This is a genomic window from Flavobacterium flavipallidum (assembly GCF_038289905.1).
Lineage (GTDB): Bacteria > Bacteroidota > Bacteroidia > Flavobacteriales > Flavobacteriaceae > Flavobacterium > Flavobacterium flavipallidum.
Window position 1 is genome coordinate 1 of sequence record NZ_JBBYHU010000046.1, and the last position, 23,312, is coordinate 23,312.

The 23,312-nt window shown below is 35.0% G+C and carries 14 protein-coding genes; all 14 read left to right on the forward strand.

Features of this window, described 5'->3' with window-relative positions; genetic code table 11:
* Positions 1-537 precede the first annotated feature (537 nt).
* The 14 genes from AAEO59_RS15495 to AAEO59_RS15560 all read left to right on the forward strand — a co-directional run bounded on the left by AAEO59_RS15495 (position 538) and on the right by AAEO59_RS15560 (position 22,696).
* On the forward strand, positions 538-3,327 hold the full coding sequence (locus tag AAEO59_RS15495) for a heparinase II/III domain-containing protein (protein ID WP_341701658.1): 2,790 nt from the start codon (positions 538-540) through the stop codon (positions 3,325-3,327).
* Entirely contained in the window at positions 3,324-5,267 is a 1,944-nt protein-coding gene (locus tag AAEO59_RS15500) for an alpha/beta fold hydrolase (RefSeq protein ID WP_341701659.1), read from the forward strand. Before AAEO59_RS15495 ends, AAEO59_RS15500 begins: the two co-directional genes overlap by 4 nt.
* A complete protein-coding gene (locus tag AAEO59_RS15505) occupies positions 5,264-6,706 on the forward strand; it encodes a glycosyl hydrolase family 28 protein (protein WP_341701660.1) in 1,443 nt (480 codons plus the stop codon). The genes AAEO59_RS15500 and AAEO59_RS15505 overlap by 4 nt, the downstream gene beginning before the upstream one ends.
* A gap of 10 nt (positions 6,707-6,716) precedes the next feature.
* The gene (locus AAEO59_RS15510; protein ID WP_341701661.1) at positions 6,717-7,919 is read left to right on the forward strand and encodes a DUF4861 family protein; all 1,203 of its coding nucleotides are present in this window, start codon (positions 6,717-6,719) and stop codon (positions 7,917-7,919) included.
* Between the two features lie 22 nt (positions 7,920-7,941).
* Positions 7,942-9,597 (forward strand): glycoside hydrolase family 43 protein, encoded by a 1,656-nt coding sequence (locus tag AAEO59_RS15515; RefSeq protein WP_407934939.1) that lies wholly within the window; start codon positions 7,942-7,944, stop codon positions 9,595-9,597.
* 11 nt (positions 9,598-9,608) lie between these two features.
* Positions 9,609-11,033: a hypothetical protein gene (locus AAEO59_RS15520; protein ID WP_341701663.1), complete on the forward strand. Its 1,425-nt coding sequence runs from the start codon at positions 9,609-9,611 to the stop codon at positions 11,031-11,033.
* A 199-nt stretch (positions 11,034-11,232) separates the two neighbouring features.
* The gene (locus AAEO59_RS15525; RefSeq protein WP_341701664.1) at positions 11,233-13,182 is read left to right on the forward strand and encodes a glycoside hydrolase family 97 protein; all 1,950 of its coding nucleotides are present in this window, start codon (positions 11,233-11,235) and stop codon (positions 13,180-13,182) included.
* Between the two features lie 10 nt (positions 13,183-13,192).
* Positions 13,193-14,794, forward strand: a complete 1,602-nt coding sequence (locus tag AAEO59_RS15530; protein WP_341701665.1) for a hypothetical protein — start codon at positions 13,193-13,195, stop codon at positions 14,792-14,794.
* A 305-nt stretch (positions 14,795-15,099) separates the two neighbouring features.
* Positions 15,100-17,016 carry a glycoside hydrolase family 127 protein gene (locus AAEO59_RS15535; protein ID WP_341701666.1) on the forward strand — a complete coding sequence of 639 codons (1,917 nt, stop codon included), beginning with the start codon at positions 15,100-15,102 and terminating at the stop codon, positions 17,014-17,016.
* A 22-nt stretch (positions 17,017-17,038) separates the two neighbouring features.
* Entirely contained in the window at positions 17,039-18,283 is a 1,245-nt protein-coding gene (locus AAEO59_RS15540; protein ID WP_341701667.1) for a glycoside hydrolase family 88 protein, read from the forward strand.
* A 46-nt stretch (positions 18,284-18,329) separates the two neighbouring features.
* The gene (locus AAEO59_RS15545) at positions 18,330-19,658 is read left to right on the forward strand and encodes a sugar porter family MFS transporter (protein WP_341701668.1); all 1,329 of its coding nucleotides are present in this window, start codon (positions 18,330-18,332) and stop codon (positions 19,656-19,658) included.
* A 287-nt stretch (positions 19,659-19,945) separates the two neighbouring features.
* On the forward strand, positions 19,946-21,226 hold the full coding sequence (locus AAEO59_RS15550; protein ID WP_341701669.1) for an alginate lyase family protein: 1,281 nt from the start codon (positions 19,946-19,948) through the stop codon (positions 21,224-21,226).
* Positions 21,227-21,392: 166 nt separating this feature from the next.
* A complete protein-coding gene (locus AAEO59_RS15555; protein WP_341701670.1) occupies positions 21,393-22,178 on the forward strand; it encodes a gluconate 5-dehydrogenase in 786 nt (261 codons plus the stop codon).
* Positions 22,179-22,180: 2 nt separating this feature from the next.
* Complete coding sequence (locus AAEO59_RS15560) at positions 22,181-22,696, forward strand: cupin domain-containing protein (protein ID WP_341701671.1); 516 nt, start codon at positions 22,181-22,183, stop codon at positions 22,694-22,696.
* Positions 22,697-23,312: the final 616 nt, after the last annotated feature.

Genomic DNA, 23,312 nt, shown 5'->3' on the forward strand with positions numbered 1-23,312 from the left:
GTTATTGCTTGATGCTTTTTTAAAACTTCATTTACACATCGAAGTTTAAAATCATAACCATACTTGACTTTTCTTTCCATAAAAATACCCCCAAATAGTGTCTAACTTTTTGGGGGCAGTGCACTTGTAGTCGGCTTTCTTATTTATACAATAGATTAAAACTTTATACTTTATAAATACTATTGATTTTCAGTGTTAAATTTAAAAAAGTCAATGATCTAGAGGGTTTTCGATTGTTTTTGGTTTATAATTTATAGTATATGAATGATAAGTTATCTTTAAAAAGCCCTATTCTTACTAATATTGAAAAAGTTTAGAAACTGATTTTTTAGTCATTCTAAACGCCTTAATAAGTTTTAAAAAAAATAACAATAAATCCATTTTTGCGTATTCCTTAAGGTATATAGAATGTGGTGTACAATACAAATTTTGGTTAGTTTGTGGTTAGTTTGATTACTGTAGTGTAGTTGCCGAGGTGGTTTTCGGCAACTAGTAATCAAATATTCTGTAACTTACTAAAATAAAATAATCATTGACATGCAAAATAAAATTCTGGCACTTCTTTTTTTATTATTTTCAATAAGTAATGCAAAATCTCAAAATTTACCTGTTCCTCAAAATATAGGAACACAGCATCCTCGCGTTTTTGGAAAAGATATGTCTTTGAATCAGCTAAAAGAACTGGTAGCAAAAGAAGATTGGGCATCAACCATTATCACAAAAACTCAAAATAATGTTGCACCCTATATTGAACATTATAAAACAGATAAAACCTGGTTAGTTTCCCGATTGCAGATGTATTGGAAAACCAAAGCCACTCAGGTTTATATTAATGGGGGAAAATACGACCATGCTGATGGAGAAGCACCGGTTCCTACTGTTAAGTTTATTGGAGGCAGAGGAACACCGTCTAGTTATAAAACCCCAAAATTAGAAGATATTAAGCCCTACATGGATGATCCTAGAGGTTTATATCTTCAAAATAGTACAAATAATGTTTGGGAATGGGGACCAATAGCTGCTACAAGTGGTATTACAAATGCTATTAACAGACAAATTTTAACTATTGCCCGTGATGCAGCTTTTCTGTATTGGTACACCGGAAAGGAAGAATATGCAAATTTAGCATACGATGTTCTGGATACATATTTAAAAGGGGTTTACTATTTGAATGAACCTATTGATTTAAGTCATGGACACCATCAAACTTTGGTAAGTTACATTCAGTTTGAAGTCATTCAGGATCATATTTTAAATGAAATAACGCAATGTTATGATTTTCTACACGATTTTATAAGAGATAAAAATCCGGAAAGTTTAACAATTTATGATGCAACCCTACAAAAATGGGCAGACTTACAAATTAAAAATGGGGTGAGTTTTAATAATTGGAATCTCCTTGAAGCAGCACATATTTCACATATTGCTTTGATTTTAGAAAATAATTCGGCATACAAAAATGGAAAAGGCGCACAATATTACCTAGATCAGATTATGAATCAAACTTCAACCCGTCAGTGGTCTATGAATAAATTGATGGATTATGGTTATGATAAAAAAACGGGAATTTGGAATGAAAGTCCGGGATATTCGATGAATGTTTTGAGTGATTTCATTTCGTTTGCTGAGTTTTACGACCGTAATTTTGATATTGATTTGTTAAAAGAAATGCCCATATTAAAACAAGCCGTAAAGTCCAGTGTACAATATCTTTATCCTAATAAATATATGGTTTCTTTTGGAGACGGGCATTACAATAAATTGAGAACTGAACCCATCCGTTATATGATTGAAAATGCTCAGAAATATGGTAAACTTGAGGATGAAGATTATTTTACTAAAATGTACAAAACGATTTATACAGACGGTGTAACTGAGGGTAAATTTATTGGAAAAAACATACAGGATCTTTTTGGAGGTAAAGCTTTGCTCTTTAAAAATAGTATTCAGTCAGGAAAATTAACCGATTTTACAACACCTTTGTTTCATGTGCCTCATGCAAGTTGGCTGGTACAACGTCAGGGTGAAGGAGATTCTGCTTTAATGATTAGCCAAATAGGTTCATTAGGAAATCACATGCACTCTAACGGAATTGCGATGGAATTGTATGGGAAAGGTTTGCCTCTGGCTCCTGAAATGGGTCATGGTTCCAGTTATTTTTCGATTGAATATGCCGAATATTACACTCAGTTTCCTGCTCATAATACCGTAATTGTAAATGGAAAATCAAAATACCCTGAGATGAAAAGTAATCACGCTTTTAGCTTAAATGCAGCTTATCCTAAAAGTGGGGTTACTTCAGGAATGGTTTCTGGAATTACTTTTTCTGATGTTTCTTTTTTAGAGCCTGAAACGTACAGTAACCAACGCAGGGTCATGGGAATTATTAAGGATACTATTGAAGAGGGGTATTATATTGATATTTTTCGTTCCACTCAGAAAGAGGGCAATAACATAAAGAATGAATATTTCTTTCATAATCTGGGGCAAAATTTAGAATTAACAGCAACAAATGGAACTCCATTAGAATTAAAACCTACTACAAAATTGGCTTTTGGTGATGGTGATTTGATGGCTTATGATTATATGTGGGATAAAAAATCTTTTGAGACAGCTCAGGATTTTAAAGGTAAATTTAATCTAGCTTTAAAAGATAAAACCGTAAACATGAATCTTTGGTTTCAAGGACAGTCAGAAAGAGAAGTTTTTTCAGTGCTTTCTCCAAAATCTACAGCCTTGTCCCATGGTTTATTGCCGGATGAAATTTGTAAAAGTCCGATACCAACTTTAGTAGTTAGACAAAAGGGAGAAGCTTGGAATCGTCCATTTGTAGCCATTTATGAGCCAGCATTAAATAATGAAACGAATATTCAATCGGTGGATTATTTTGGGAAAAATGAGTTTGTAGGGATTCATGTGACTAATAAATCAGGAAAAGAAGATTTTATTTTTTCGAATACTACTGCGGATATAAAATTAAGTGAGAAACAATTTTCGGTAACAGGAACTTATGGGATTGTCAGTGAAAAAGCAGTTGATTTTACACTCTTTCTTGGCAATGGAAAAAACATTTCAAATGGAAAATATTCATTGGATTTAGGTAATGAAATGGCTTCTGCGGTTTTGAAAAATGAAAATGGAGTGCTGTATTTAGGTTCGGATGTGGCTTTAACTCTTTCAGTTGTTGCAGAGGGAAAAATCAAAAACGGAATTATAACTGATACAGCCGGAACAAAACATCAAGGATTTTATAATAAAAAGGATAAAACGCTACGTTTTGAATTACCTGCTCTAGCCTATCAGATGATTAAAATTGATTTGAAATGATAAAAGTGTTTGATAAGGTGTTTGTGAAAGTTTATGAAGCTGCAATATTGATTTTTTTGCTAATGATATGCAGTAATTTATTGGGACAAAGTCATCAACAAAAAACAAACAGAGATTATAATTTTTTGCCAATTGAAAAGAAAATACAAACCTGGGTAGACAGCAGTTATTATGATGGAGCGTCTATTTTAGTTTCCAAAAAAGACAAGGTTGTTTATGATAAATATTTTGGAGATTATAATAGGGATACAGAGGTGTTTATTGCCTCTGCCGGGAAATGGCTGGCCGCAGCAACAATAGCTTCGGTGGTCGAAAAGACAAATCTTTCCTGGGATGATAAGGTGAATAAATGGTTGCCTGAATTTAAAGATAGTAAAGGAGAAGCTACGCTAAGACAGCTTTTTTCGCATACTTCCGGTTTTCCGGATTATCAACCAAAAGATTCGGTGACGGATAATTACCAAACATTAGAAGAGTCGGTTAAACACATTGTTAATTTACCCGCAGATGCTAAGCCGGGAAGTGTTTTTCATTACGGAGGATTGGCTATGCAGGTAGCTGGAAGAATGGCCGAATTAGCAACGGGCAAAGATTTTGAATCTATTTTTCAGGAGAATATTGCTGTTCCATTAGGAATGAAAAATACGCATTTTGTCCCAGTAGATGATAGTGGAGGTCATAGCCCAATGCTGGGAGGAGGAGCAAAAAGTACCCTTCATGATTATATCCATTTTTTAGAAATGATTAGTCATGATGGGATTTATAAAGGAAAATCAATTTTAAGTGCTACATCAGTTGCAGAGATGCAGTCTGATCAAATAAAAGATGCAAAAGTAGCCAATCACGAATATGTAGAAAGAGTACGAGCTGAAATGCATAACGGAATTTATGGTTTAGGTGAATGGAGAGAAGAAATAGATAAAAACGGTAGTGCAGTTTTAATAAGCAGTCCGAGCTGGGCTGGAGCCTATCCATGGATTGACAAAAGTACGAATACCTATGGTTTTTTCCTGACGCATGTAAATGTGGCAAAAGCCAATAAAGATGGATTTTCCTCCTTTTATAATAGTCCGGTTTTACCTATTATGGTCCGGGATGTTTATAAGAAGGCTTCATTACCCCTAAAAGTAAAAACAGGCTTTGTTGAGTTAGGAAATGCACAACTGTATTATGAAGAATTAGGAACAGGAGAGCCTTTAATTTTTATACACGGTCATTCGTTTGATCATAGCGAGTGGGATCCTCAGTTTTTCGAATTTGCCAAAAAGTACAGGGTAATCCGTTATGATTGTCGAGGGTATGGCTATTCGGATATGCCAAAAGAAGGAGAACCTTTTTTACATGCAGAAGACCTTTTGAAAGTAATGGATGCGTTAAAAATCAAAAAAGCGCATTTGGTAGGACTTTCTATGGGAGGTTTTATAGCGACAGATTTTCTCGCCTTACATCAAGACCGACTTTTGTCAGCTACAATGGCTAGTGGTGATGTTTTTCCGGTTCCCGGACCATCTGAACCTTGGACAAAAGAACAATTGTTTGTAAGAAGAGTTGAAATTGAAAAAATGAAAGAGGCAGGAACGATGAACCAAAAATGGGAATGGTTAAATGCATTGATGCGAAAAGGGGGAACTAATTTAGAAAATATTAGAAGGCCCGTTTGGGATATGATTTACAAATGGGACCAATGGCAACCATTGCATGCTGAGCCCCGTTTGGTTCTAGGAAATGATGTAGTGCCAATTTTGAAGAAACAAAAAGTAACAGTTCCGGTAATGATCCTTACAGGGGAGATTGACAAGGAGCATCCAAATAAATTAATAGAATGCATTCCAATGGCAAAGCAAGTAATTGTATCTAATGCAGGTCACGTGAGTAATCTAGAAAACCCGGAGGCTTTTAACCAATTAGTATTTGAATTTTTAAAAAACTATAAAAAATGATATTTCATATACGATTTATATTAGCTGTATTTTGTCTGGTAGTTTCAAATGCTTTTGCAGTTACCAAAGACAGCGTAGTAGTTTATAATCCATCTCAGGATATTATAAAAACGATGCACAATGATGACTTTTCTGTAAAGGTTAGAAAACCGGGCGGTGAGTGGAAAGATTTATTTGAGTATGGAATAAAAGTAGATCAGGTATTGGGAACCGGACATTCAGTGCAAAAAGCTTCGATGGCTTATTTTGATTTTTTAGGAACGGTAGAGGTTTCAGTTACTTCCAATAAAGGAGCAATAAATAAGGCGAGAATAAGACCCCTATCTTATGGAATAAAACCTAAAATAAATGGAAATACTATAAGTTTTTCGTTGTCAAATCCTGCTAATTTATCGGTAGAAATCAATGATGATATTTTCCATAACCTGCATTTGTTTGCTAATCCAATTGAAAAAAATAAGCCGAATCCTAAAGATAAGAATGTAATTTATTTTGGCCCCGGAATCCATGAAATACCAAATCAAAAATTAAAAGTAGCTTCCAATAAAACCGTTTATTTGGCCGGTGGAGCTGTAATTAAGGGTAGAATAGCATTAGATAATGTTTCAAATGTGAGAATTCAAGGTAGAGGAATGGTGGATCAGGAAATCAGAGGAGGTATTCATATCGCTAATTCTAAAAATGTGAATGTGGAAGGCATTTTTGCTTCTCAATGTTTTACAGGTGGATCTGATGGTGTAAAAATAAAAAACGTTAAAACTACCAGTTTTTATGGATGGGGAGATGGTATGAATGTAATGGCTAGTAATAACGTGTTGTTTGATGGTGTTTTTATTCGTTCCTCTGATGATTGTACTACTGTTTATGGCACTCGAATGGAATATACAGGAAGTTGCAAGAATATTACAATGCAAAATTCGACACTATGGGCTGATGTGGGGCATCCCATTTTGATTGGGACACATGGGAATACTAAAAATCCAGAAATTCTTGAAAATTTGAAATATATTAATATTGATATTTTAGATCATAAAGAAAAACAACAGGATTATCAAGGCTGTATGAGTATCAATGTTGGCGATAATAATCTGGCTAAAAATGTGCTATTTGAGAATATCAGAGTAGAAGATTTTAGAGAAGGGCAGTTGCTTAATTTGAGAGTTTTTTATAACGCCAAGTATTGTACCGCTCCTGGCTTGGGTATCGAAAATGTTGTGTTTCGCAATATTGAATACAAGGGTAAGAATGCAAATACTTCTATTATTGCCGGTTATAACGAAAATAGAAAAATTAAAAATATCAGTTTCGAAAACTTAAAAATAAATGGTGTTTTAATTGCAGATGATATGATAGGTAAACCAAAGTGGTATAAAACTTCTGATTTGGCTAACTTTTTTGTAGGGGAACATGTGGAAGGAATCACTTTTAAAACGAATTAAAATAAATATTATGAAATACAAGTATTTTAAAAGTAGCCTACTAGCAATAAGTTTCTTCCAGTTGATGTCGTTAACAGCTTGTTCCAAAACAGTTAAAGCTAAAGAAATCAATATTGAAATTAAAAACACATTGGGATTTAGCCGTAATGAAATTATTAGCCTGCAACGTAATAAATTGCAACCACTTTTAGATAAAAACAATCCAAAAAACATTCGTGTCAAAGAGTATGGAACTGATCAATATTTAGTCACACAATGGGTTGATAATGATGGGGACGGAAAAGGAGATGAGTTGCTTTTTCAGGCCAATGTAGCGGCCAATGCAACAGCAAAATATGTAATTATGCTGGATACAATTCAGGTTGCCGAGCCAAAAGCGAAAACCTATTCGCGTTTTGTACCGGAACGAATTGACGATTATGCCTGGGAAAACAACAAGGTGGCCTTTAGAGCCTATGGTCCGGTGGCACAGCAATTAGTAGAGCAGGGCAAAGAAGGAGGTACACTTTCCAGTGGGATCGACTTATGGTTGAAGAAAGTGGACTACTCTATAATTGATAGTTGGTATCAAAAGAACGTAGCTAATCCAGGTTATTATCATATAGAGCATGGTGAAGGTTACGATCCTTACCACGTAGGAGCTAGCCGCGGAACTGGAGGCACTGGATTGTGGGAAAATGATAGTTTATTAGTTTCTAAAAATTATGTGAGTTACAAAACAATAGCCACAGGGCCTTTGCGAACCGTTTTTGAATTGATTTATGCGCCGTGGAGTATTTATGGCTTACAGGAAGTGAAAAGAATTTCACTGGATTTGGATTCCAATTTTTCAAAATTTGAAATTAGTTATCGTTCAAATAAAAGGATCCCTAATTTTACCATTGGAATTACTCTTCATGATAAAAAAGGAGAAGTTAATATTAACAAACCTAAGGGGTGGTTTCGTCACTGGGAACCAATTGATAGTGTTTTCGTAGGAGAAGGAATCGTGCTCTGTCCTAAATTGATTGATACCGCTTTTGTTCATGATTCGAAAACAACTGATCAATCTAATTTATTAATTCTGACTAATCCCGATGACAAAATAACCTACTACGCTGGCTTTGCATGGACAGGAAGTAAACAAATTAAAGATGTGATGGATTGGGACGCAATGTTAGAAAAACAAGCACAAATAATCGCTCATCCATTAGTGATAAAAATTGAGAAATAAGAAATTTAAAGGATTAAGTACAATGATTTTTATAAAGAGGAACTTCTTTTTAGTATTAACTGCTTTTATTTTAGTAAGTTTTAATTCCCTTATAGTAGCACAGACAAAACAGCAAAATAAAAATTATGTTTCTCAAGTTTGGCAATCTGATAAGGGTGATGGAACTTATACTAATCCAATTTTGTATGCTGATTATTCCGATCCTGATGTGATTCGTGTAAAGGATGATTATTACATGACGGCCAGTAGTTTTAACTGTATTCCGGGTTTACCCATTTTGCACTCAAAAGACTTAGTAAATTGGAAAATCATCAATTATGCCTTGGAAAAACAAATTCCCGAAACGGTTTTTAATATTCCACAACATAGCAAAGGAGTTTGGGCTCCAGCGATTCGTTTCCATAAAGGTGAATTTTATATTTATTGGGGAGATCCCGATTTTGGTGTATATATGGTAAAAACCAAAGATATTTATGGCAAATGGTCAACGCCAATATTAGTAATGGGAGGAAAAGGAATCATTGATCCTTGTCCGCTTTGGGAAGGAAATAAGGCCTATTTAATTCATGCCTGGGCAGGTAGTCGTGCAGGTATCAATAGTATACTCACCCTCAATAAAATGAATACTGAAGGAACAAAAGTATTGGATGAAGGTCAAAATGTTTTTGATGGTCATGATAACCATCATACCATGGAAGGGCCTAAATTGTATAAAAAAGACGGCTATTACTATATTTTTGCTCCGGCAGGAGGAGTAGAAACGGGTTGGCAGGTAGTGATGCGCTCTAAAAGTATTTACGGTCCTTATGAAGATAAAATTGTCTTAGAGCAAGGAAGTACTAATATTAATGGACCTCATCAGGGGGCTTGGGTAACGACTCCTGAAAATAATTCTTGGTTCTTGCATTTTCAGGATCAGGGAGTCTATGGGCGCGTATTGCATTTGCAACCGATGCAATGGAAAGATAATTGGCCTTTAATCGGAAAAGATTTTGATGGAAATGGCGTAGGAGAACCGATACTTTCTGGAGTTAAACCAGTTGTTGGAAATAATTTGCAAATTGGACATCCAGTTGAAAGTGACGATTTTAGTAATGGAAAACTGGGTTTGCAATGGCAATGGTATGCTAATAGTTCGGTAAAATGGAGTGCTCAAATTCCGGGAACAGATTATTTGAGACTTTTTACAATAAGCCAGAAGGAGGAACCCAACCTTTGGAATGCACCCAATCTTTTATTGCAAAAATTACCAGCTCCCAATTTTACAGCAACAACCAAGGTGAAATTGAATACAGAATGGGATACTCCAGGGAAAAAAGCAGGTTTGTTGTTAATGGGGAAATCTTATGCTTATGCTGCAATTGCCTATCATGATGGGAACTATTGGGTGCAGCAAATTAGTTGCACTAATGCTCATGAAGGCACATTAGAAAAAGTTATTGAAGAAAAACCTTTAAATTCAAATGAAGTGCAATTGCGTATGAAAATCACAGCTCCTAATGCAGCTTGTCGTTTTAGTTACAGTGAAAACGGCATCGATTTTTTTGCAATTGGACAAGAAGCAATCGCCGAAAAAGATTTATGGATTTCTGCCAAAATTGGAGTTTTTGCTATAAGTCAACCAAATGTACGAATGGGAGGCTATGCCGATTTCGACTGGTTTAGAATAACAAAATAAAAATTGAAGTAATGAAAATAAAAAGAATTGATGTTTTATGTGTTTTGTTGTTTTTCTCTGGTCTTATTATTGCTCAGGCAAAAAGTAATATTAAAGAAATCGAAACTCTCGAAGCTTTGGTACAGCTTGCGTCTAAAAATGGACAACAAATTCGAATGAAACCCGGAGTCTATGATTTAGCCAAATTTTTGAATAGTGAGCGGATAGCTAAATTAGTAACAGAGCTCCCTGTACAAACAGAGGAACAAAAGCGTCCGCCTCGATGGTTTTTAAGGTTTAGTGGAAACAATAATTCGTTTGACTTTACAGGAGTTACAATAGAAATTGATACTAAATTGTACAAAGTATTACCGTATGGTTATACACGTTGTCTTTTTATAGACGGAAATGGTAATAAGCTAAAAGGCTTAACTATCAAAAATACCGGTTCTCCTGACATTGGTAGTAACGGTAATATACTCTCTATTTTTGGTAACAATACCTTACTTGAAGATTTTATGTTGTATGTAAGTGGTTCAACCTATGGCTATGGTGATTTGTTTGGAAAAGGAGGGCCAGTGCTAACTTCTCTGCAAAAACAAAGTGGTATAATGGTTGCCGGTCAAAATAACATTTTAAAAAGATGTAAAGTATTTAGTCGAGCATTTGGGCATTGTTTTTACATTCAAACCCAAGGTCATGATACAAGAGATATTGTCTTGGAGGATTGTTATGCTGAGGGGGCAATGCGAACCACAGACGATATTTTAGCTGAAAAAGTGGGGCTTGCAGAAAAGTTAAATTACCGCAGCGTGTATGAAAACCGTGATGGATATTATTTGATAAGTCCTGGATATACAAAATCATTGAGTGAGGATGGTTTTCGTACCTATGGAGGGGTTGGTAAAGTGACACTTCGTAATTGTATTGCAAAAAACACGCGTTCAGGTTTTGAAATTGGTGGTACTAACGATGCTGTAAATCGTACAGAGCTCCAGGGATGTCAGGCCATTGGTACAGAACGTGCTTTTTTACTTGGATCAAATGTACTTGTACGAAATTGCAGAGGTGATATTCAATACGGACCACTGCTATATCTTCGTGAAAATACCATAGGCACTGATGTCGAATTAGAACTTATACCCTCTATGCCTAAATCATTAGTACATACTATTGCAACTATTGCAGGTAAAAATCATCGTATAAGGCTTTATACTAACGATTCAAAAATAAATACACCAGCCTTACCTATTATGCTGGGATTTGGAATGCCGGCTCATGCAGAAATGAGTTCTGCTATTCGACCTATGGAAACTGAAAATATCATGTTAATTAATGAATTAGAAAATAAACTGATTATTAAAAACGATGAAGCGAAAAACCTTGAAGTAAAATCAGTATCTCCAGAGTTGAAAAATAGTGAGGTAAAAACAATGAGTGGAAGAGGTAAATGGTAGGTGGATATTAATATTTAATGGGTTGTTAATTCAGTTTTGATCAAGCTAGTGTCAATTTTAACGTTGAGCCTTATAGGACAACTAAGGGGCCTACGAATTTTAGCCAAAACAGAATTTTATCATAAGTGAACGCAAGGTCAGAATAGGTTACGATGCCGATTTTGATTGATTTATAGAATACTGATATAAAAAAACAAAAATGAAAACAAACAAATTTTATCATTTACTGGGGTTACTTCTGTGTACATTAACTATTCAGGCGCAGTCTATTATTGAAGAAACGGTTCAAAAACTGAATTCGCCAAACGGTGCTTATGAATTTGCTTTTTATCAAAAGCAGAATAATGCGGGAGAGAAACAAATGTATTATACGCTTTTTTTCAAAGGGAAAAAAGTTGTAGAAGAATCAGAGCTCGGGGTTTTGATTGAAAATCAGACTTTCGAGTCGGCACTTGGAATTCCAAATGATACTTGCAAAGTATGGGGTGAAAATCTAAATTTCACAGGAATTCAACGCAATCAGGTAAATGATAGTTGGAAACCAGTTTATGGTGAAAATACTACTATTCGAAATAGTTATAATGAAATGACTATTTCCTTTCGAAAAGGAGAATTGGTAAAAGAAAAACTGACTGATGGTTATGATAAAAACAAAAGCTACTTTATGAATGTAGTGGTTCGCGCTTATGACGAAGGTGTAGCGGTTCGTTATCATTTTCCGGAGCCTTCGAATGGTTTGTTTTTGCATATTGTTGGAGAGCAAACGCAGTTTACCATGCCCGAAGGGACTTTGGCTTATTATGAACCGTGGGCACAAGGCCCTTATTCGTTATTGCCGCTTAAAGATTGGAAAGGGCAGAGTGAACGCCCTTTAACTATGAAACTTACAAACGGCTTGTCAGTAGCCATTGCTGAGGCACAAATGACCGATTATGCACGAATGAAATTTAGTTTGAATGCAACAAAACTAAATACCTTACAGGCTTCATTATACAGCAGTGTAGATGTAATTCCTGCTTATAGTACTCCTTGGCGTGTGATAATGGCAGCAGAAAATGACATTGATTTGATTAAAAACAACACAATCATTTTGAATCTTAATCCTGAAAATCAAATTAAGGATGCTTCCTGGATTAAACCGGGGAAAGTTATTCGTGTGGCTAAATTGACGCAGGAAGATGCCAAAAAATGTGTTGATTTTGCTGCTGAACATGGTTTACAATATATTCACTTGGATGCGGGTTGGTATGGGCCTGAAATGAAAATGAGTTCCAATGCGACTAGGGTTTCAGAAACCAAAGATTTTAATATGCCTGAATTGACAGCTTACGCCGATTCAAAAGGAATTGGACTTTGGGTGTATGTCAATCAGCGTGCGCTGATTCAGCAATTGGATACGATTTTGCCATTATATAAAAAATGGGGATTGAAAGGAATTAAATTTGGATTTGTCCAAGTAGGCAATCAGCGTTGGTCAACTTGGATGCATGAAGCGGTAAAAAAATGTGCAGAATACGGTTTAATGGTGGATATTCATGATGAATACCGTCCAACAGGCTTCAGTCGTACCTACCCTAATTTAATGACGCAGGAAGGAATTCGTGGAAACGAAGAAATGCCCGATGCAGATCATAATACTATTTTACCTTTTACACGTTTCTTAGCAGGACCGGCTGATTATACGATTGCATATTATAATCAGCGAATAAAAAATACACATGCCCACCAATTGGCATTAGCAGCGGTGTATTATAGTCCGATTCAATTTATGTATTGGTACGATCAGCCTTCTGCATATCAAGGAGAACCGGAGATTGAGTTTTTTGATCGAGTAAAAGCGGTTTGGGATGAAACTAAAGTGCTTAATGGAGAAATAGGAAAAAACATTAGTGTAGCCAGAAGAAGTGGAAAAGAATGGTTTGTAGGCGCAATTACGAATACTGAGGCTCGTAAAATAGCGATTCCAACAGATTTTCTTGTAAAAGGGAAAAAATATGTAGTGAAATCATTTCAGGACGATGATACTGTAAAAACACGAACTAAAGTGGCTGTTTCTGAATTTAAAATTAAAGGAGGAGAAGTATTGAATTTTGATGTAAAAGCTTCAGGGGGTGTAGCTTTAATTATTTCTGAAGTTTCTAAAAAGTAAATTTTCAAAAATGAAAATTCTAAATTATTTAAATTTTGCTTTGTGTTTCATTTGTCTAAACAGCTATGCGCAGGTTTGGCAATGGAGTACTCCGGTAAAAGGAATGATTTCTGATGAAACCAAGGATCACCCGCAGGCTTATTTATGGATTCCTGAGAATTGCAAACAGGTCAATGGAATTGTTTTTGGTCAACATAATATGATCGAAGAAGGAATCTTGGAGCATGCGTATTTCAGAAAAGTAATGGCCAAATTAGGTTTTGCTGAAGTATGGGTAACGCCAGTAGTGAGCTGGATGTATGATACAACTAAAGGAGAGGATAAAATAATCTCCGATATGTTCAAAGATTTAGCTGAGGTTTCAGGTTATCAGGAAGTAACAAATGCACCTATTGTTCCCATTGGACATTCTGCAATGGCTAGTTTTCCTTGGAATTTTGCTGCTTTCAATCCCAACCGTACATTAGCCTTAGTTTCAATTCATGGCGATGCACCTCAAACGAATCTAACCGGCAATGGCAAATCGAATCCCGATTGGGGAAATCACAACATTGACGGAATTCCATCCTTATTCATTATGGGAGAATACGAATGGTGGGAGAAAAGGATACAACCGGCTTATACTTACATAGCAAAACATCCTCAAAGTGTGATTACCTTATTTGCCGATGCCGGTCATGGTCATTTTGATTATTCAGATGCTATGGTGAAATATGTGGCCAATTATATTCGCGAAGCGGCTAAAAGGAGAATCCCAGTTAAAACAGCATTAAATGAAAAACCACAGCTTAAAGCTGTTAAACCCGCATCAGGCTGGTTAATGGATAAGTGGCGACAGGATTCTATTCCGTTGGCAAAAGCTACTACATTCAAAGATTTTGAAGGAGACCGAAGAACTGCTTCCTGGGTATTTGATAAAAATATGGCAAAAAATACGGAACATTTTTATGCCCAATCCAGAGGAAAGAAAAAGCAATACATTGGTTTAAAACAAGACAGAGAAATAGTTCGGCCAGATAAGAGTCATGCCAACTATACTTTAAATTTTCAACCTTTACAGGATGGTATATCTTTTACCTTAAAAGCTTTTTTTGCGGATAGCTTAAGGTTAAAACCGGTTTTTGATTTTGCCAAAACACCACTTTTAATTGACCGTATTTGTGGCCCCGTAAAGAAAGTTAATGATACTACTTTCCAAATCAGATTTGATAAACTGGGTTTTAATAATAGCAAACGAAGTAGTGATATTTGGCTTTTGGCACACAATGAAGGGGATGCCGTTTATAAAAGTGCCGTACAGCAATTGCATTTGCGCTTTCCAATTAAAAACCAAGATGGTACACCACAACAGATTGATTTTGCACCGATAAATGATGTTACAAGTGGAATAAAAAAAATAGAATTAAATGGAAAATCAAGTGCGGGGACAAAAGTATCTTTTTATGTAAAAGAAGGCCCCGCCTATATTGATGATAATGTACTGCATTTTACTAAAATTCCACCTCGAACTCATTTCCCAATCAAAGTAACGGTAGTAGCCTGGCAATATGGAATTGCCAGTCAATTACAATCGTCTGAACCTATTGAGCAAAGTTTTTGGATTAAGAGATAGTTAGCTCCAGCATATAAAAAAAGAGAAGCAGTTAAGCAGTAAAGTTTAGCTGCTTTTTTTATGATGGTGTGGGGTGAATGGATAAATGGCTGTATTTGCGGGATTTTATAGGGTATAAGAACTATAATTTATACTGATTGCATCATAATTTATCTATTACAATTATTTTTCTGGCTAACATTGGATATTCTTAGCAGAGATGTTTTTTGCTGATGAAAATAGAGTAAATATATTGTGAAAGAACTTTTGTGAAGAAGAGTTTTTTACATAAAAGAGAATGGATTTTAATATAAAAAGAGAATTGAATGATTAAGTACTTAATCTTAGTAGCTGGAATGTCGCTTAGTGTGTTTGGACAATCGCATTATCCGGGACAGCATCAGGGGAAATTGAAATTAGATGATACTAAAAACGTAAAAGTTTTAGGATTTGATCTTCATGATGTCAAGTTATTGGACAGCCCGTTTAAGGATAATATGGTGCGTGAAAGTAAGTGGATCATGGATATCGATGCTAATGGATTGTTGCATAGTTTTAGAACTAATGCAGGGGCATTTAGTAGTCAGGAAGGGGGGTATTTTACGGTGAATAAATTGGGAGGCTGGGAATCCCTTGACTGTGATTTAAGAGGTCATAGTACGGGACATATTCTTTCTGGTTTGGCTTTACTGTATGCTGCTACGGGAGAGAAGATGTACAAAATCAAAGCAGACAGCGTGGTTACAGGCTTAGTTGAGGTGCAAAAAATATTGAATCAAAAAGGCTATCTGAGTGCATTTCCACAAAATTTAATAGACCGAGCCATTGCAGGAAAAAGTGTTTGGGCACCTTGGTATACCCAGCACAAACTTTTTTCAGGTTTAATAGATCAATATTTGTATTGTGATAGTAAGCCGGCATTAGAAATTGTGAAGGGAATGGGCGATTGGGCTTATGAAAAGTTGAAAACTCTAAGCGATGAAGAACGAAAAAGAATGCTTAAGAATGAATTTGGGGGTATGAATGATTCTTTTTATGCCTTATATGAAATTACTGGGGAAAGCAAGTATAAGTTTCTTGCCGAATTTTTTTATCACGATGAGGCACTAAATCCATTAATCGATAAAGTGGATAATCTGAATAAAAAACATGCCAATACGTATATACCTAAGTTAATAGGTCTTTCTCGTGATTATGAATTAGAAGGAGGGACAAAAAATCTTGAAATACCTGAGTTTTTCTGGAATACTGTTGTCGATCATCACACCTTTGTTACGGGGAGTAATAGTGATAAGGAGAAATTTTTTGAACCGGATCATCTTTCAGAGCATTTGAGTGGTTATACCGGAGAGTCCTGTAATGTGTATAATATGCTAAAACTGACCCGTCATTTGTATGGCTATAATCCGCAAATAAAATATGTGGATTATTATGAAAAAGCACTTTACAATCACATTTTGGGGCAGCAGGATCCAAAAACAGGGATGGTAGCTTATTTTCTACCGATGAAGCCCGGTGCACATAAGGTTTACAGTACGCCTGAAAATTCATTTTGGTGTTGTGTGGGAAGTGGTTTTGAAAATCAGGCAAAATATGGGGAGTTTATTTATTACCATGATAAAGGGCTTTATGTAAATCTTTTTATTCCGTCCGAATTGAATTGGAAAGAAAAAGGAATCACCGTAAAACAGGAAACCAATTTTCCAAATGTAGGAAGTACCAAACTTACTCTGAGTACCCCGAATCCGGTGAATATCCCAATTAGTATTCGATATCCGTCATGGGCAATTAGTGCCGAAGTGAAATTAAACGGAAAAAAACAGATGGTTAAAACCAAACCAGGAACTTATATTGTGTTAGAGCGTAAATGGATGGACGGAGATACAATTGAAGTTTCGTTTGGGATGCAGATAAAAGTAGTGCCAACAGTTGATAATACTAATATAGCGGCAATAACTTACGGACCTGTAGTATTGGCAGGAAAAATGGGAACAGAGGCTATGGCTGAACCCGCACCTTATAGCAATCCAAAGTTGTATAATGATTATTACACTTACGATTATAAGGTTCCCAATAGTCTTTCGAATAAGCTGCCGTTTTCGGCAAAAAAACTTGAAAATAATATTTTGAAGGATAAAGAGATGGGCCTTGAATTTAAAATAAAAGGAACAGAGAATACTTTGAGTCCAATTTATAATATACATGGAGAAAGGTATATCATCTATTGGAATTTGAACAAATAATAAAGATTTAGCGGTATATATTATGAATTTAAAAAAACAAATTGTAGGCTCCCTTTTTGCAACTTTAATGCTGGTGGGTTGTGGAAGTACTATTACAAATAACAAATCAGATAAAGGATTTGACGTTGATCAACAATTAATTTATTGTGTAAAACAATCTTCAGATGCATTAAAATTAATACCCAACGATGATTCTTCTATTCCCAGGAATGTTGCTCCTAATAGTAAGCAATGGAAATTTGTAGATTATACAGATTGGACCAGTGGTTTCTGGTCGGGGGAACTATGGTATTTATACGAAGCTACAGCAGATCAAAAATGGTCAGCAATAGCGGATAAATTTACAGCTTACTTGAAACCACTTTCCGTTACTCCGGCATTAGATCACGATTTAGGTTTTCAAGTTTTTACTAGTTATGGTAACGGTTATCGCTTGACTAACAATCCAGAATATAAAAAGGTGATTTTAAAAACAGCCGATACATTGGCAACACTTTTTAATCCCAAAGTAGGAACCATTTTGTCCTGGCCAAGAGAAGTGCCTAATATGGAATGGCCACAGCATAATACGATTATGGACAACATGATTAATTTGGAATTGTTGTTTTGGGCTTCTAAAAATGGAGGAAGTAAAAAGTTATACGATATGGCTGTTAGTCATGCTACAGTTACGATGAACAATCATTTCCGACCAGACTATACTTCATACCATGCAGTAGTGTATGATAAGGAGACAGGTAAAAAAATAAAAGCAGTTACCCATCAAGGATATAGCGACAGTAGTATGTGGGCACGTGGACAGTCCTGGGCAATTTATGGTTATACTATGGTGTATCGTGAAACTAAAGATCCTAAATTTTTAGATTTTGCACACAAAGTGACCCGGGTATATTTAGACCGTTTGCCAAAAGATTTGATTCCTTATTGGGATTTTGATGATCCAATAATTCCTAAGGCTCCTCGTGATGCCTCGGCAGCTGCGGTAGTAGCTTCAGCACTCTTAGAATTATCAACTTATACGCAGGATGCTGTTTTAGCTAAAGAATATTTTGATAAAGCAGAAGCGATGTTGAAAGAACTGTCAGAGCATTATCAAAGTAGAGATAAAAATACTGCATTATTGTTACATTCTACAGGACATAAACCGGCTGGTTCCGAAATCGATTATTCGATTATTTACGCCGATTATTATTATGTCGAAGCCTTATTGAGATACAAGAAAATGAAAGCAGGTAATGCACCATTATTGACATATAGCTTTGACTAAAAAAAATGAATTATATAACCAATCCAAAAAAAAATAAAATTTTAAAATGAACAATAAAAAAATAATATACTGGTCTATAGTTGTTGCCTTAGCCGGTTTTCTATTTGGTTTTGATACCGTAGTAATTTCAGGAGCCGATAAACAATTACAGCAATTATGGAATTCATCTGATTTATATCATGGTTTGGTGGTGATGTCATCAGCACTTTGGGGAACAGTAATAGGTGCTATTTTTGGTGCCATACCTACAAATGCTTTAGGTAGAAAGAAAACTTTAATTTTGATAGGAATTTTATTTTTTCTTTCCGCAGTAGGTACCGCACTCGCTAATGACTCCATCATTTTTTCATTTTTTAGATTCTTAGGGGGATTAGGAATTGGAGCTTCCACCATTGTAGCACCAACCTATGTTTCCGAAATTGCTCCGGCTAAAGACAGAGGTAAATTAGTGGCTCTATATCAATTTAATATTGTATTTGGAATTTTGATCGCTTTTTTGTCTAATTACTTATTACAGGATATAGGAGAGAATTCCTGGCGATGGATGTTAGGAGTACAATCGGCTCCGGCTTTAATTTATACCTTATTAGTTTTTGGAATACCTGAAAGTCCACGTTGGATTTATGAATATAAAAAAGACAAAGAAAAAGCGGTTGAGATATTACGTTTGGTGAATACAGAGGAAGAAGTAGCTGAGGAAATTAAAGCCATGGAAAATGAAAAAGGACTAGAAGTAGCTGATGAGTCTATTTTTATGAAAAAATACAGAAAGCCATTAATGCTAGCTTTCTTTATAGCCTTATTTAATCAATTTTCAGGTATTAATGCTTTCCTGTATTATGCGCCACGTATATTTGAATTGGCAGGTTTGGAAAAATCAGCTTCGTTTTTCAGCAGTATTGGGATTGGTATTGTTAATTTGATTTTTACCTTAATCGGAATTTCATTAATTGACAAATACGGACGTAAAACATTAATGTATTTAGGTTCTGTAGGCTATATTATTTCCTTAGGATTAGTAACCTTAGCTTTTTATTTTGAATGGAAAGGTATGGCTGTCCCGGTGTTTTTCTTTTTATTTATCGCTTCTCATGCAGTAGGGCAAGGTTCGGTTATTTGGGTATTTATTTCTGAATTATTCCCAAATAAATTAAGAGCAACCGGTACTTCTTTTGGTACCTCTGTCCACTGGGTTTTGGCAGCGCTAATTCCTTCTTTTATACCATTTTTGTTTAAAGAAATTGGATCAACAACGGTGTTTGCCATTTTTTGTTTGATGATGGTTTGGCAATTACTTTGGGTATTCTTTAAAATGCCGGAAACTAAAGGAAAAACTTTAGAAGAATTACAGGAAACAGTATTTAAACTTAAGTAATTATTCAATACTCTAAAGTATTGCTATAAATTAATTATTGAGTTTGTTTTTATTAATTTTTTCATAGCATATTTTTTATTTAGCAATACTTAAATTATGTTTTTTGATTATTAATCAAGAATCTGCAGGTATACCGTTGTTGATGATTTGTCAGTAGATTACAGACTTGTGGTGTTGTTAAACAGAAAATGAAATTTTTTTGAATTTATTTTTGTGTAATAAATTAATGTAGTTTTTAAATTAAAGACTACTAAATAAAATTCTATTAATTAACAAATTAAACCACCATGAAAAAAATTTTTTACTTTGCAAGTCTCTTACTTGTAGGTTTTGTCAGTTGCACTAAAGAAGAAGCAGTGGGAAAATCAGAATCAATAGCTCAAATAGATGAAGTAAAACCAAGTAATCCTTCAACTCTTAAAACGTCAAATACCTTTGTCCATCCTGGAACAGTTTTGACTCAAAGTCAAATGCAGTATGCGTATAATCAAGCAATTGCAGGTGTTGAGCCTTATGCTACTACATTTACCAATTTTCAAACACAATACAGTTCATTTTTATCGACAACTTATACTTCACACGCACATACCCAAGTTGGAAGAAATTTATATAAGAGTGATTATGAAAATGATGCTATGGCAGTTTTTGTTAATGGGATAATGTGGAATATGACAGGTTCAAGTAGATATGCTGATAAGGCTATTGAGTTGCTTGATTCATGGAGTTCAACTCTTACTTCTATTCAATATCCTGATAATGATTGGCAATTATGTGTGGGTTATGGGATGCATTTTATGGTATATGGAGCTGATATGATTTACAATTATACTGGTTTTACCAGTGCTAAAAAACAATCAGCAATTAGCATGTTTAATATTATGTATAATTGTATGACCAACTATGCTGCACAATATAGTTTGCTCGTTCCATTTGTGAGAGATGGTTGGCCTTCTTGGGGGGCGAGTCAAGGTAAATTCCTTTTGGCTTTAGGAGTATTTTCGCAAAATTTAACAATGTATAATCTGGGTGAGAATTATTTTAAAAGAACAGCTGTTGAAGGTGCAGATGTAGGTACTATTCCAACTGCTTTTTTAAACTCAGGTCAGCCACTTGAAGCTGCTAGAGATCAATTTTATGTTCAATTAGGTTTAGCTAGTTTTCTTGAAGCAGCACAAATATCTTATAATCAAGGTAGTTCAAGTTTGTATGATTCTAGAAGTGGTGTTATTGGTAAAGCTATTGAATATACAGCAAAATATAATCTGGGTAACTCGGTTACATGGACTTCGTGGACTCCTGCAACTTCTATTTGGGGAGTTACTTATCCTATAAATTCAATTTCTTCAAATAATCGCGGATTATTTAGACCTATTTGGTATTTGGCATATAATTATTATCACAACTATCGCGGTATGAATATGCCTTACACAGCCCAGGTTATAAACAATAACACTGTGGAGGGAACAACCACTACGATTACTGATCAAGTAGGTTGGGGTAGTTTATTCTTTAATAATTCATCTCAAACTATAGTTGCTCCATCATATACTTGGTCAGGAGTTTATTAAACTAAAAAAATAATTATTGATTTATTACACAAAAATAGATTTAAGCAAAAATAATTGAAATTTTACTTCTAGTAATGTTTTAAACTAAAGTAAAAACTTTAGAACAATTGTATGAAATTATAACAACAACAAAACATAAAAACTAATAACTAATATATAATAAAGAATGACAAATTTATTTAGCCTTGAAGGTAAAACAGCTATGGTTACCGGAGGGATACACGGATTAGGGATGGCAATGGCTGAAGGATTGGCCAAAGCCGGTGCTGAATTAATTATTACGAATAATGTTCAGGAGCCTTTGGATGTGGCGATTGAGCAATATACGAAAGCAGGATTCAAAGCAACAGGTTATGTGTTTGATGTTACCGATGAGGTAGACGCTGAAAAGAAAGTAGCAGAAATTGAAGCCAATCATGGTAAAATTGATATTTTAGTGAATAATGCAGGAATTATCATGCGTGTCTTGGCCATTGATATGAAAGTAGAAGACTTCCGTAAAGTAATCGATGTTGATTTAGTAGGGCCTTTTATCATGTCAAAATTGGTAGCCAAAGGAATGATTGCACGCAAATCGGGTAAGATTATTAATATTTGTTCGATGATGAGTGAATTAGGACGTGATAATGTTAGTGCTTATGCTTCTGCCAAAGGAGGATTGAAAATGTTAACCAGAAACTTAGCGACGGAATGGGCTAAATATAATGTTCAGGTTAATGCAATTGGACCGGGTTATTTTGCCACTTCACAAACTGCTCCAATTCGTGTGGACGGACATCCGTTTAACGAATTTATCATTGGAAGAACACCTGCAGGTCGTTGGGGGGATCCTGAAGATTTAGCCGGAACAGCAGTTTTCCTTGCTTCAGACGCCAGTAATTTTGTTAACGGTCAGGTGATTTATGTGGATGGTGGTATTTTAGCTACTATCGGGAAACCTTCTAATGAATAAAAATGGAAATTAATACAGAGAAAATAAATACTAAAGAGCATATTTTTAGTCAGATTGAAGCCGAATTACAAAAGCAAAATTTTACGGTCGTCAATAAAGACGCAACTCGTCCTTGGGGTGGATTTTTTGTAATTGATGAGGAACAGGCAGCAGTTTTTGCAGCTAAATATTTTCCTCATCTTGATATGGATACTATTAAAATTACAAATAAGCTAAGTCCTAAAATTTTGGTAGTGGCTCCTAACAAACGTCTGTCTTGGCAATATCATTTCCGTAGAGCTGAAATCTGGAAAATTGTTGCCGGAATTTTGGGTGTAAAGACAAGCCCAACAGATGAAGAAGGAGAAATACAAAGTCTTACGCCTGGTGATTTCATCCAAATGGATAAGGGAGAGCGTCACAGGTTAATTGGCTTGGAGTCATGGGGTGTGGTTGCTGAAATATGGCAACATACTGATCCTGAAAATCCATCTGATGAGGAAGATATCGTTCGTTTACAAGATGATTTTGGTAGGTAGATTAGCAAAATAGTTTTTTAGATAATTTTTTTGTAGCCCAAATTATATCAGAAAAGGATATGATTTGGGCTTTCTTTTTTATATGAAGTATAGTGGTTATATGGTTTAAATCTATTTACTCATTTTAGATTTTTTTTCTGCTTCCCATTTAATATAAAAATTATGGAAAAGTCATAAAAAGAAGCACAGTAATTTTTTGGTTTTCTATTACCTTTGATGGAAAAACCGGTCAAATTTACTGCCGGTTTCCATTGAAAATTGACCTGTCGTTCCGGTGCAAACTGACCACCCAATTCCGGTTGAAATTGACCACCTAATTTTTGGGGCAAATTAATTATAGAAACCTACTTTCTTTTTTATTTTGTAAAAACCATACATTCGTTTAAAAAAAGTGGATTATGGTAAACAAAATAATAGATATGATTAAATTAGAAAAGTAATTAAATTCTATTGTGAAGGTAAGAGTAAGTTATTTATAAGTAGCAACTTATCACGGATCAATCTCAAAACCTGGGGGCAAATATTTAAAAAAAAAGAAGAACTTTGTCTTTATAAGAATTATTGATGACTTCTATAGAACTTTTAAAATTTATGCTGCCTGATTTTTTAGTAGAAT